Origin of the sequence: Mycobacterium sp. (assembly GCF_032162105.1) — a bacterium.
Lineage (GTDB): Bacteria > Actinomycetota > Actinomycetes > Mycobacteriales > Mycobacteriaceae > Mycobacterium.
In genome coordinates this window covers 1-12,895 of record NZ_JAVRPS010000228.1, presented here as the reverse complement: position 1 = coordinate 12,895, position 12,895 = coordinate 1, and the positions used below count along the sequence as shown (strand labels likewise).

At 64.7% G+C, this 12,895-nt stretch carries 10 protein-coding genes and 1 pseudogene; 4 read left to right on the top strand and 7 right to left on the bottom strand.

The window, feature by feature from the left end; translation table 11 throughout:
- On the top strand, positions 1 to 1,251 hold a 1,251-nt coding region (locus QOC69_RS11490), incomplete at its 5' end, for a short-chain fatty acid transporter (protein WP_526439463.1).
- Positions 1,252 to 1,465: 214 nt separating this feature from the next.
- On the opposite strand, the gene QOC69_RS11485 is transcribed toward QOC69_RS11490, so the two are convergent.
- The 6 genes from QOC69_RS11485 to QOC69_RS11460 are packed head-to-tail and all read right to left on the bottom strand — an operon-like array spanning position 1,466 to position 7,944.
- Entirely contained in the window at positions 1,466 to 2,356 is an 891-nt protein-coding gene (locus tag QOC69_RS11485; RefSeq protein WP_526439461.1) for an ABC transporter permease, read from the bottom strand.
- Positions 2,353 to 3,312: an ABC transporter permease gene (locus tag QOC69_RS11480; RefSeq protein WP_526439459.1), complete on the bottom strand. Its 960-nt coding sequence runs from the start codon at positions 3,310 to 3,312 to the stop codon at positions 2,353 to 2,355. The genes QOC69_RS11485 and QOC69_RS11480 overlap by 4 nt, the downstream gene beginning before the upstream one ends.
- Positions 3,309 to 4,454 (bottom strand): polyamine ABC transporter substrate-binding protein, encoded by a 1,146-nt coding sequence (locus tag QOC69_RS11475; protein WP_526439457.1) that lies wholly within the window; start codon positions 4,452 to 4,454, stop codon positions 3,309 to 3,311. Before QOC69_RS11475 ends, QOC69_RS11480 begins: the two co-directional genes overlap by 4 nt.
- A 58-nt stretch (positions 4,455 to 4,512) precedes the next feature.
- The gene (locus QOC69_RS11470; RefSeq protein ID WP_526439455.1) at positions 4,513 to 5,670 is read right to left on the bottom strand and encodes an ABC transporter ATP-binding protein; all 1,158 of its coding nucleotides are present in this window, start codon (positions 5,668 to 5,670) and stop codon (positions 4,513 to 4,515) included.
- Positions 5,667 to 7,319 carry an amidohydrolase gene (locus QOC69_RS11465; RefSeq protein WP_526439453.1) on the bottom strand — a complete coding sequence of 551 codons (1,653 nt, stop codon included), beginning with the start codon at positions 7,317 to 7,319 and terminating at the stop codon, positions 5,667 to 5,669. The genes QOC69_RS11470 and QOC69_RS11465 overlap by 4 nt, the downstream gene beginning before the upstream one ends.
- Before the next feature lie 4 nt (positions 7,320 to 7,323).
- The gene (locus QOC69_RS11460; protein WP_526439451.1) at positions 7,324 to 7,944 is read right to left on the bottom strand and encodes a helix-turn-helix domain-containing protein; all 621 of its coding nucleotides are present in this window, start codon (positions 7,942 to 7,944) and stop codon (positions 7,324 to 7,326) included.
- A 197-nt stretch (positions 7,945 to 8,141) separates the two neighbouring features.
- Between QOC69_RS11460 and QOC69_RS11455 the strand changes: the two genes are divergently transcribed.
- A complete protein-coding gene (locus QOC69_RS11455) occupies positions 8,142 to 8,828 on the top strand; it encodes a DNA alkylation repair protein (protein WP_526439449.1) in 687 nt (228 codons plus the stop codon).
- A 6-nt stretch (positions 8,829 to 8,834) separates the two neighbouring features.
- On the opposite strand, the gene QOC69_RS11450 is transcribed toward QOC69_RS11455, so the two are convergent.
- Complete coding sequence (locus QOC69_RS11450) at positions 8,835 to 10,301, bottom strand: pyridoxal phosphate-dependent decarboxylase family protein (RefSeq protein ID WP_526439447.1); 1,467 nt, start codon at positions 10,299 to 10,301, stop codon at positions 8,835 to 8,837.
- A gap of 406 nt (positions 10,302 to 10,707) precedes the next feature.
- On the opposite strand from QOC69_RS11450, the gene QOC69_RS11445 reads away from it, so the two are divergent.
- Positions 10,708 to 11,154 carry an MmpS family transport accessory protein gene (locus QOC69_RS11445; protein ID WP_526439445.1) on the top strand — a complete coding sequence of 149 codons (447 nt, stop codon included), beginning with the start codon at positions 10,708 to 10,710 and terminating at the stop codon, positions 11,152 to 11,154.
- A pseudogene (locus tag QOC69_RS11440) lies at positions 11,151 to 12,895 on the top strand (MMPL family transporter); the annotation flags it as partial. The gene QOC69_RS11445 and the pseudogene QOC69_RS11440, both read left to right, overlap by 4 nt.

Sequence of the window (12,895 nt, the reverse complement as noted above, 5' to 3'; positions counted from 1 at the left end):
GACGGCTTCTGGGATCTGGCGACCTTCACCCTGCAGATGGCCATGGTGGTGCTGACCGGATACGTCGTCGCCACATCCCCACCGGTGGCCAGGCTCATCGATCGCCTCGCCATGATGCCTCATTCGGCGAGGAGCGCGGTGAGTTTCGTTGCGTTCCTGTCGATGTCGGTCTCCTTCCTGAACTGGGGGCTCAGCCTGGTATTCGGTGGTCTGCTGGCCCGGGCGATCGCCCGTCGGACCGATCTGCGGGTGGACTATCGTGCGCTCGGCGCCGCGGCCTTCATGGGGCTGGGCGCCGTGTGGGCCCTGGGCATGTCGTCCTCGGCCGCACAGCTGCAGGCAACCGCCAGCTCACTGCCTGCGGTGCTACTGAAGATCACTGGGGTTCTCGACTTCGGCACCACGATCTTCACGTGGCAGTCCCTGCTCATGTGCGCCATCATCATGGCGCTGACCGTGGTGATCGCACATTTCTCCGCGCCGCGGGGTGCGGCCATCATGACCGCCGAGGATCTGGACGTGGACTTGGACGATCAGAACACGGAGGTGCCGCCACGCTCGCAGCCGGGAGAGTGGCTCGAGTACAGTCGCGTCCTGCCCGTGCTGGCGGGCCTGATGACGTTGGGATGGCTGGTTTCCCAACTGCTCACCAAGCCCGTCCTGTCCGTCGTCAGCAGCCTGAACGGGTATCTGCTGGTCTTCCTGATACTCGGGCTCGTGCTGCACGGGACGCCGCGCAAATTCCTGCACGCCGTCGCCAAGGCCGTACCGGCAACAGGCGGCATCCTCGTCCAGTTTCCGCTCTACGCCGCCATGGCGGCGATCCTCACCAAGGCGGAAGGTCGTGGCGGCCAGACTGTTTCGGATCTGCTGGCGGAATTGTTCACGAGCGTCGGCGGCGGGGCCTTCGCCATCGTCATCGCGCTCTACACCGTCGTGCTCGGTCTCTTCGTCCCATCCGGCGGCGGAAAGTGGTTGGTCGAGGCCCCGTACGTGATGCAATCGGCCACGGATGTCCAGATGAACCTGGGCTGGACGGTACAGATCTACAACGTGGCCGAAGCGCTGCCGAACCTGATCAATCCGTTCTTCATGCTGCCTTTGCTGGCGGTGCTCGGGCTCAGGGCGCGCCATCTCGTCGGATTCACGTTCTTGCAGTTCATTTTCCACCTGCCGGTGGTCCTGGCGCTGGTGTGGCTGCTCGGAATGACATTCGACTTCGTCCCCCCTGTTGTGCCCCCTGCACCGTAAGCTCAGCATGTTGACCGCTCGTCGGCCAAGCTGATGAGACGCTAAGCAACTGCGGGGTGATTGGATTCTCACGCCGATGACCCAGCGGCAATCCGCGGCACACAACTATGCTCTGAAATGCGTTGGCGCGCCGAACCTTTGTCGCCGTAGAAGAGTTGCATTGGTGCGGTGAGTGGTGGTGGTGTTTGGTTGGTAGGTTCTCAAACTGGTGCGCTCAGCGCCCCACCATCGCGCCTGTCAGGCCGGCGGCCCCGCTGCCCGAACCAGCCGGATCCCGGCGGAGTATCAGGGCCGCGACACCGAGCACGATCAGTGTGAGGACCAACATCAGCGTGGACATCGCAGCGATCTCCGGCCGCAGCGATGCCTTCAGCGACGCGAAGATGTACACCGGCCACGGCGTCGAGCCGGCGACCGAGACGAACGAAGAGACGACGGTGTTGTCGAGGCTGAGGGTGAAGGCGAGCAGCGCACCCGAGATGACGGCGGGACGAATGAGGGGCAGCGTGATGTCGGTGAACCGCCGGAAGGGCGGAGCGTACAGGTCGGCGGCTGCCTCTTCGAGGGTCTCGTTCATCCCGGTCATCCGGGCCCGCACGATGAAAGTGACGACAGCGCTTGCGAAGAGAGAGTTGGCGATGATGAGGCGCACCTGACCGATGTTGAAGCCCGTGAGCCCCCAGTCGACGCCGAGGGTGACGAACCAGGGGAGCAGCGAGATTGCGCTGACGATCTCCGGAGTCACCATCACGAGGCCGAGCAGCACGAGCAGCCCAGGCGCCCACCGGCCGGACCGACGGGTCAGTGCGATTCCGGCGAAGGTGCCGAGCAGTGTGGCGACCACAGCGGTGCCGGTGGCGGTGATCAACGAGACCGTGATCGAGTTGACGATCGCCGGATTGGTCATGGCCGCGAGGTAGGCCTGGATGCCGAATCCCTCGAACGTCTGCAGGGTGCGCCCCGAGTTGAACGAGAACACCACGATGACGACGATCGGGAAGAAGAGGAACAGCAGACCGAGCATTCCCCAGACGTGCAGGAAGGCGTCGCCGGGACGGATCCTGTGTCGACGACGGGAGCCAGCCACCTGTGCTGCGACGCTCATGAAGGCTCCTTCGCCGGGAGTTTCAGGGATGTCATGGCGGTGGTGATGCGACCGATCACTTTGAGAACGCCGCCGACCACGGCGCTAGTGCCAAAGATGGCCAGCATGAGCAACACGGCCATCGCCGCGCCAAGGGCCCAGTTCTGTGCGCTCTGGAACTGGGCGGCCACCATCTGACCGACCATGCTGCCGCTGGCCCCACCGAGGACGGTAGGGGTGATGTAGTCGCCCATCAGCGGGACGAAGACCAGCAGTAATCCGGCGGTCACCCCAGGCGCGGCCAGCGGAACGGTGATGTGGCAGAGCGTGTTCCACACCGTGCCGCCGAGGTCGCGGCTGGCCTCGAGCAGCTTCGGGTCGAGACGCTCCAGCGCCACGTACAAGGGCAGGATCATCAGCGGCAGATAGTTGTAGACCACGCCGAGCTGAACCGCAGCCGAGGTGTAGAGCACGTGTAGCGGCCCGTCGGTCAGGTTGGCCCACTGCAGCGTCTTGGACACGAAACCCTGTGGCGTCAGCGAGATTTGCCAACCGATGGTGCGAACGAGAAAGTTGGTCCAGTACGGGATGAGCACCAAGGCCAGCACGACACCGCGCCATTTCGGCGCGAGCTTGACAGCCATCCAGTACGCCATCGGAAATGCGATCGCCAGGCAGAGCACGGTCCCCGTTACGGCGATCTTCAGCGTGCGAACGAAGATCGCGAAGAACGCGGGCGAGGCAGCCTCACCGTATCGGTCCAATGAGAGGACGTCGTTGGCGTGGGTGACGTAGATGCCCGGTTTGTAGCCGAAGCTGTACCAGACCACGAGCCCGAAGGGCAGGATGAAGAACAGCAGCATCCAGACGCTGATCGGCAGGGCTCCGAGTCCTCGGGGTAGCCGCAGCCGTCGCCGCGACGGCTTGGTGTCCGCCGCGCTCGGCCTCTGCGCCGCCGGTGCCTCCAAGGCGGTCACTTGCCCGCCGCGGCCTTGAGCTCGTCGTAGATGCCGATGATCGTGCCGTCCGCCGACGTCATTTGGCTGTAGACCAGCTTTTTCATGATGGCATCGCTGATGAAGACCAGGTCGGGCCGTTTGATATCAGCTTTGGTGGCCGCTGCCTCGATTCCTTCGACCCCGGTGTTGTAACCGATGTAGGTGAGTTCCTTGAGGGACACGGCTGGGTCGAGGACGTAGTTGATGAATTCGTACGCAGCGTCTTCGTGTGGTGCACCTTTGACGATGGCCCAGTTGTCCTGCCAGAGGTTCGCACCCTCCGATGGCCAGACCCACTTGTACCTGTCGGGTTCGGCGTTGGCGAGTATGCCCAGGCGGGCATCGCCGTTCCAGCAGTGAATCAGCGTGCGGGCGGAGGAGGAGATGGAGGCGTTGGTCGACGATTCGAACGCCTGCACGTGCGGCGCGATCTTGTCGAGGATGAAGGTGCGGTAGGCCGCGATGTGGCCGGGGTCGGTCGTGTTGGGGTCGATGTGGTTGGCGTAGAAGTAGGTGAATGCGACCTCGCCCTGATCTTCGAGGAGCGAGAAGCTTCCGGATGCCTCTTTCTGTGCGGCGTCGAGAAAGTCCACCCACGATGTCAGCTCGCGCTTGATGACGGTGGTGTCGTAGACGTAACCGGTCGAGCCCCAGTCCTTACAGACGCTGTACTTGTTGCCGGGGTCGAACGGGGTGTTGACGACTTTCGCGGTGAGGTTCTTCATGTTCGGCAGCTTGGCGAGGTCGAGTTCGGTGAGCAGTCCGCCGGTCGCCATCTGTTGGATGGACGAGTGGGTGGGCACACAGATGTCGTAGCCCGTGGTGCCTTTCGCCGCACTGAGTTTGGCGATCATCTCCGGGTTGGAGCCGTAGGAGTCGAGTGTGATCTTGGGGCCCTTGGCCGAGGTGAAGTCCGTTAGCACCGCGGGGTCGTCGTACTCGCCCCAGGTGTAGATGTTCAGGCCGCCGGATGACGAGCCGCCGCCACCCGACGGTTTGGAGCAGGCGGCGAGGGAGGCGGCGGCCCCGAGCGCTGCGGTGGCGCCCAGGAAGGTTCGGCGGGTGAGCGAGTTCTTCAGCGCTTCGGGAACGAGAACGCGAATGTGCTGTGGCTGATTCATGGCGTGACTTCCGGGTCGGGTCGGAGACGATCGGACGGTGGGGTGAGCGAGGGAGCGGCTACGAGGTGAAGATCCGCACGGCGTCGGCGGACCACGAACAAATCACGGGTGAACCGAGTTCTGTGGGCGGGTTGGCTGCGCGGGGGAGACGGGCCAGAATCTGGTCGTCGCTCGGCGTGTGAATCACCAACTGCAGGCTGTGGCCGAGTTCTGAGACGCCGAGCAGCGTGCCGGTGACGGAGTTGACGGGGGTGCCTGACGCAGGAGCGGGGGCACCGGGCGCCGTCCCAGACGTGACAAGCACCGACTCCGGCCTGATCGCTGCGGTGACCTCTGCGCCGCTCGAGGCTGGCACGCTGCCCTTGGTCGGGCGCGAGGAATAGAGCGAGAGGCCGGCGGTGTGCACGCTCACCCCCGCACTGTCGAAGGACGAGATCGTGCCAAGGAAGGAATTCTGCCGGCCGATGAACCCTGCCACGAAGGCCGACTCCGGCGAATCGTAAACGCTTGAGGCCGTGCCGATCTGCTCGATCCGTCCGTCTTTCATCACCGCGACCCGGTCGCTCATCGACAGCGCTTCCTCCTGGTCGTGCGTGACGAAGATGAACGTCGTGCCGAGTTCATGCTGCAGCAGCTTCAGCTCGACCTGCATCTCCTCCCGCAGTTTTCGGTCCAAGGCGCTCATCGGCTCATCCAGCAGCAGAACAGCTGGCCGATTTACCAGAGCCCGCGCCAAAGCGATGCGTTGCTGCTGGCCACCCGAAAGCTGCGCCGGCTTTCGCGTAGCGAAAGCGGTCATTCTCACCATGTCGAGGGCACGGCTCACCCGATCGGCCATCTCCGACTTCGCCACGCCCGAGCGACGCAGTCCGTAGGCGACGTTGTCGGCGACTTTCATGTGCGGAAACAGCGCATAAGCCTGAAAGACGGTGTTCACCGGGCGTTTGTGAGGCGGCAGGTCCTCGACGTTGCGGCCTGAGATCTGGATGGAGCCGTCGTCGGGAAACTCGAATCCACCGATCATCCGAAGCGTCGTCGTCTTGCCGCACCCGCTCGGCCCCAGCAGGCTGAGGAACTCGCCGGCCTGCACGTCGAGAGTGACGTTGTCCACGGCGACGGCCGCCCCGTAGCTCTTGGTGAGCGAGCGCAATTCAACGGAGCCGGGCGCGGAGGTGGGAGGCGCGGCGGCTTCGGTGGTCAGATCCGTGATGCTCATGCCGAGACCAGGGTGGAGGTGGCGTCGTAGACGATCTCGCCGCCGATGATCGTGTAAACCACGGTGGCTGAACCGATCTCGGCCACCGGGGCAGCGAAGATGTCGCGGTCGAGTATCACGATGTCCCCGACCTTGCCGACTTCGATGCTTCCCGAACGCTGCTCGTCGTGGTTGAGGTAGGCCGTGCCGAGGCTGTGTGCGATCAGCGCGTCGGCGAGGGAGAGTGCCTGCTCGCCGAGGAAGGGCAGAGCGGCCGGGCCGGTCGCTCCGGCGGGGGCCCGGTTGACGGTGGTGTGGATGATCTCGAGCGGATTCGCCGTGCTCACCGGCCAGTCGCTTCCCGAGGCCAACAGCGACCCGGCCCTCTGGAGTGAGCCGAACGGGTACTGCCAGGCGGCCCGGCGGGTGCCGAGGAACGGGATCGTCAGGAGGTCCATCTGGTCCTCGTGCCGTGCCCAGAGCGGTTGCATGTTCGCGACCACCCCGAGTTCGGCGAACCGCGGAATGTCTGCGGGGTGGACCACCTGAATGTGTGCCAGTGTGTGGCGAAGATCGTTGTCTCCGTTGGCCGCTCGGGCCGCCTCGACCGCGTCGAGCGACTCGCGCACGGCTCGGTCGCCAAGGGCGTGGTAGTGCAGCTGGAAGCCCAGGGCATCGAGCCGAACCGAGATCTCCTTGAGGGTGGTCGGGTCGACGAAGCTCTTGCCCATGTTCTCCCCGGGGCAACCGCACGCGTCGAGATAGGGCTCGAGCATCCCGGCCGTGAAGTTCTCGGCGACACCGTCCTGCATGATCTTGACCGAGGTGGCCGCGAACCCGGCGGCCAGAGCGCGCTCGCGCTTCTCGACGAGTTCGGGAATCTGCTCGAGCCCACGGTTGCGGTCCCACCACAGTGCGCCGACGACGTGCGCCTTCAGCACGCCGGATGCCGTGGCACGCAAATACGAGTCGAGGGGGTCGGGGGTGTCGTTCGTGGCGCCAACGATTGCGTCTTGCCAACCGGTCACGCCCCAGGCGAACAGTTGCCGCTGAGCGATTCTCAGCGCTTCGTCCATGTCGTCCTGGCTCGGCTGTGGCACGTGCCGTGCGACGAGGCCCATGGCTCCCTCCTGCAGCGTCCCGATCGCGTGGCCGTCGGCGTCGCGTTCGATGCGGCCGTCGAACGGGTCGGGCGTCGCGTCGTCGATACCGCCGATCTCCAAGGCTTTCGTGTTGACCCAGGCGCCGTGACCGTCGCGGTTGGGAAAGAATGCCGGCCGGTCAGAAACGATGGCGTCGAGTGCCGCCGCGGCGGGCAGCCCGCCGGGGAATGAGTCCATCGACCAGCCTCCGCCGCTGATCCACGGCAGCTCGGGATTGGCCGCCGCGTACTCGGCGATGCGAGTGAGGTAGCCGTCGGCGGTGACGTACGGGGTCAGGTCGCAGGCAATCATGTCGAGACCGGCGTGGTACGGATGGATGTGGCTGTCTTGAAAGCCCGGGGAGACGAGGCCGCCGGACGCGTCGATCTCGACGGCACCTGTTGTGGTGAGCGCGTCCGCACCGATCGCGGTGATGATGCCGTTCTCGATGAGAACGGGCTCTTCGACGATTCCGGCAGGCGTGAAGACGTGGCCCCCGGTGATCAGCAGGCGGTCGCGAGTAGCCATGGTGTCATTCCTTAATCTGGTGTGCGGGTAGCGCGCTCAGCGGGTTCGTGTCGATCGGCGGGGTGAAATGCGACGTGATCCACATGGCCTCGGCCGGGGTCGCACCTATATTCACGGCCCGGTGGGGGACCGAGGAGAGGTACTCGACGCTGTCGCGTGGTCCGAGGATGAACGTCTCGGAGGCGATCGAGACTTCGATGTGGCCAGTGAGCACGTAGAAGAGCTCCTGTGCGTTGTCGTGGGCGTACGCCTCGGGTCCGGTCGAGCCGCCCACCTCGAACGTGCCTTCATACACCTCGAGCTGGCGGATCGGCGGCCGCGAGAGCAGCAGCTTCTGCAGTCCGCTGTCGCTAGAGAAGATGGGCCTCTCGTGTGCCCGCAACACGGGCCGCGCGACGGGTGCTTCGTCGGAGAGCAGGTCGGCAACCGAGATGCTGACGGCCGCAGCGATGCGCTTCAACACTCCGATGGAAACTCCGCACTTGCCGTTCTCCAGCTGGCTGATGAAGCCTGCGCTCACCCCTGCCCGGGCCGCGGCATCCCGCGTGGACATGCGGGCGCGTTCGCGGGCCTCCCGGAGCCGATTTCCGAGCATGGCACGGGCCGCTGCGTCGATATCGGTCACGGCAGTCGCGGGTTCAGAAAACACATGCCTCGTTTCGCTAAGACCTACTTAACGGATCGCTTACTGCCGAACGTATGACTAGAGGCGTCGAGGCGCAAGAGGGGGCGCGCAGGAGCGCGAACTCTTTACACGTCCGAAATGCCGGTCCGTCACGCACCGACCCAACCGGAATGTCTATCGACACGGAGAATCTCAGAGTGTCCGCAGCCCAGCTAACCGACAGAGTCCGCCGCGAACTGGCCGCCGCCGGTGACCCGAGCCGCGCTCCCGCGATGCAGGAGTACATGAAGTCGGACATCCCCTACTACGGCGTTCGCCTTCCCGACGTTCGTCGAATCTGTCGACCGATCTTCTCCGCGCATCCCATCGATTCGGCAGGTGCCTTCGACGACACCGTCGAGCGGCTATTCGTCGGCGCAACACACCGTGAGGAGCGGTACGCCGCTGTCGAACTCGCCAAACACCCGCTTTACCGCACGCACCAGACTCCGGACAGAATTCCGCTGTATCGCCGACTGATCATTGCCGGCGGTTGGTGGGACACCGTCGATGACATCGCTGGCAACTTGATCGGCCCGATTTTGGCGACCTATCCCACCGAAGTTCTGCCCATCGCGCTCGGCTGGGCGGCCGATCGAAATCTATGGCTGCGCCGAACGGCGATCATCGCGCAGTTGGGCTCGAAACGACGCACGGATCTGACACTGCTCACTCTGGCTATCGACGCGAACGCCGGTGACACCGACTTCTTCATTCGCAAAGCCATCGGGTGGGCGCTGCGGCAGTACGCGCGCACTGACCCGACGTGGGTTCAAACGTTCGTCGATGCTCGGGAAGATCAACTCAGCGGGCTGTCGAAACGGGAGGCACGGAAGCACCTCTGAGTGTCGTTACTGGTCCGCTGCGCACGAACGAATCTCATCGACCAAGGCGTGCACGTGCTCGGTGGTGGTAGCGGGGTTGACGATGCACGCGCGAAAGGCGGATTTGCCGTTGACCCGGGTGCCCGCGATGAACGCCGCGCCGCGTGATTGAAGCCGGGCCAGCGTCGTGTCATTGTGCGCATCAACGGTTTCCGGTGTCACCCATGGGGGAACGTGTCGGAAGCACACCACCGATAGGCCGTGCGCGAGCAGCTCGAAATCTTCTGCTCGATCGACTGCGTCGCGCAGCGCGGTGGCGACCGCGATGTCTCGTGCGATGAGGTGACGTACGCCTCGCCGGCCGAGGTGGCGCAGCGCCAGCCAGAGCTTCAGCGCGCGAAACGGGCGGGTCTGCTCGAGGCCGTATTCGGAGAACCAGACCGGCTCGGTGTCGTCGCCTGCGGTGCGTAGGTAATCGGGCACCAGGCTGAAGGTGTCCCGCACCGGGTTGGTGTCGCGGAACAGCACCAGTCCGGCGTCGACGGGGGTGTAGAGCCACTTGTGCGGGTCCAGGGCAACGCTATCGGCCAGCGATAGCGCGCGGCGGGTGTCGTTCCACTCGTCGAGCAGCAGGACCGCGGGTCCGCCGTAGGCGGCGTCGACGTGCAGCCACAATCGGTGGCGTCGACACGTGTCGGCGAGTTCGGCGATCGGGTCCACTGCACCGGTGTTGACGGTGCCCGCCGACGCCACCACGGCCACCGGCAGCACCCCGGATTGATGTTGTGTCAGTTTGGCTTCCAGGTCGGCGGGGTCGATGCGGTCGTGGTCGTCGGTGCGTAGGCGTTCGATGTTGGCTGATCCGATCCCGAGGGCTTCGGCGGCCTTGGTCACGCAGCTGTGTGCTTGGTCGCTGGCGTAGACGACGGGCCGGAACCCGAGGTCGGCGAGCCCCTGTCGGCGGTCGTCGACGCCGACCGAGAGTGCCGCGCGGCGCCGGGCCACCGCGAGTGCGGTCAGGGTTGCCGCCGATCCGCCGGAGACGAGTTGCCCGCCGCCTCGGCCGGTCCAGTCGAGCAGGTCGGTGAACCATCGCACCACCTGGTGCTCGAGGTGCACTGCGGCGTGGGTTCCGCCGGCAACGCTGGGGTTCAGCGACGCTGCCAGTCCCGACCCGATCGCGCCGAGGGGATGCGGCGGTGAGTTCACCCATGCCGAGAACCGTGGATGAGCGTTGCCGAACGGGTACGGAGCAATCCGGGCGGCGACCTCGTCGAGGAGCGCGGTGGGGTCGGCACCGTCTTCGGGCCACCCGTCGTGCGCCCAGCGGGCGATCAAATCCGCGGGTGGGCGTCGCTGGGCCGCCTCGGCGTTGGGACCGCCGAGCAGGATGTCGACCTGGATCGCCGCGGCGGCCTGCGTGAGGTTGGTCAGTTCGTCGCGGTGCCAATGCCATCCGCTCACCGTGGGGTCAGGTGCAGCGTTGTCAGTCATGGGCCATCCTCCCCCGAGAGCCCTGCCAGTGCAATTGGTCCGTCGCATCGACACGATTGGCTAAATCGCGTCGATGGTCTGCAATTGCCCCGGACGTTGAGAACCTGCATGGTGGCAGCGCAGTGCAAGCCTAGGATCCCTGGCGTTTCACGAGCTGTGCTCGATCCCGGAAGTCGTTGAAGACGCTGGCCCACTGGCGGGTCTGACCATGGCGCTAACGCTTCCGTATTGGCCGTCGCTCTGAATATTGCAGGTCGTGAGACATCCACTTCGCCAGCAACGCGCGACTCGTAGAGTCCGGTGTTGTGGAGTCCGATCCTGTGTCGTACCGTCAACCTAGTTGATTAGCCATCCTAGAGAAATTCTCTACCGTCCGCGCCTGTCGCCGCTCATGAAAGGGTCACGGATGCAGCGGGTTTCGATCAGACGGCGACTCAGCCAACGCTGGATGGTAGTGGTGGCGGTGGTGGTGCTCGCGGTGGCGGGAGTGGCGGTGTATCGCCTGCACGGCATCTTCGCCTCGCAGGACGTCACGTCGACACCCAGCGGCTCCGGTAACGACATCGTCCCGTTCAACCCGAAGCACGTGGTCATGGAGGTCTTTGGCCCGCCGGGCACGGTGGCAACCATCACCTACCTGGACGTGAACGCCCAACCGCAGCGCGCCGACGCCGTTACGCTGCCGTGGGCCTACGACACGACTACCACCCAGCCCGCGGTATTCGTCAACGTCCAAGCTCAGGGCAACAGTGACTCGATCGGCTGTCGGATCAAGATCGACGACGCCGTCAAGGACGAGAGATCGGCGAACACCGTGAACGCCTTCACCTATTGCCTGGACAAGTCCGGATGAGCACCCAACGGGTTCCGGACTTCATCCGGCGCTTCGCGGTACTGATCGCGCTGTTCTGGCTGGGCCTGGCAGTGCTCACGAACGTCTTCGTGCCGCAATTGGAGACCGTTGCCGAATCGCACAACGTGTCGCTGAGCCCCCAGGACGCACCGTCGTTGCAGGCCAGTAAACGCATTGGCAAGGTGTTTGGCGAGTTCGATTCCGACAGTTCGGCGATGATCGTCTTGGAGGGCGATCAGCCGCTCGGCGCCGACGCGCACCATTACTACGACGGCTTGGTTGACAAGCTCTCCCAGGACACCAAGCACGTAGAGCACATTCAGAATTTCTGGGGGGATCCGCTGACGGCGGCCGGCTCGCAGAGCTCCGACGGCAAATCGGCATTGGTGCAGCTCTACCTCGCTGGCAACCAGGGCGAGTCGTTAGCAAATGAGTCCGTTGATTCGGTACGCAACATCGTCGACCACACACCGCCGCCGCCCGGGGTGTAGGCCTATGTCACAGGCGCCGCGCCCCTGGTCACCGATCAGTTCGAGGTGGGCCGCCACGGCACCCTGAAAACTACCCTGATCACCCTCGGAGTGATCGCGGTGATGTTGTTCTGGCTCTACCGTCGTCTCACCACGGTGTTTCTCGTGATCTTCACGGTGATGATCGAGTTGACGGCGTCCCGCGGCGTCGTCGCCGTGCTCGCGAACGCCGGCATCATCGAGCTGTCGACGTATTCGACGAATCTGCTGACGCTGCTGGTCATCGCCGCCGGGACAGATTATGCGATCTTCATTCTCGGCCGATTTCACGAAGCGCGTCAGGCCGGGCAGGATCGCGTCTCGGCGTTCAACACGATGTACCACGGCACCGCGCACATCATCTTGGGTTCGGGCCTGACGATTGCCGGCGCGGTGCTGTGTCTGACCTTCACCCGGCTCCCGTATTTTCAAAGCCTCGGCATTCCCGCCGGAACTGGCGTCCTCGTCGCGGTGGTGGCGGCCTTGACCCTGGCACCGGCCTTACTGATCATCGGTCGCCATTTCGGTCTGTTCGAACCAAGCCGGCCCATGCGCACCCGGGGCTGGCGGCGCATCGGCACGGCCATCGTCCGCTGGCCCGGGCCCATCCTTCTGGCGACGATCGCCGTCGCCCTCATCGGTCTGCTCGCCCTGCCCGCCTACAAGACGAGTTACGACGCCCGGCCCTACATGCCCGCCAGTGCCCCGGCCAACGTCGGCTACGCGGCCGCCGAACGCCACTTTTCACAGGCGCGGCTGAATCCCGAGCTGTTGATGATCGAAGCCGACCACGACCTACGCAATTCCACCGACATGATCTTGTTGGAACGGGTCGCCAAGGCGGTCTTCCACACCGACGGCATCGCACAGGTGCAATCGATCACCCGTCCGTTGGGCACACCCCTGGACCACACGTCGATACCGTTCCAGATCAGCGCAGGCAGCGCGTCTCAGATCAACAATCTGCCCTTTCAGCAGGCCCGCGGCGCCGACCTGCTCAAGCAGGTCGACGTGATCAACAACTCGATCGACGTTCTGCGGCAACAGTATGCGCTGCAGCAACAATCCGGCGCCGTCACCGACGAGCAGACCAAGGCATTCCAGGGCACAGTCGCTACGGCGCAAGACCTGCGGGACAAGATCGCCAACTTCGATGACTTCTTCCGGCCACTGCGCAACTACTTCTACTGGGAGCCACACTGCTTCGACATCCCGGTCTGCGCAGCGCTCCG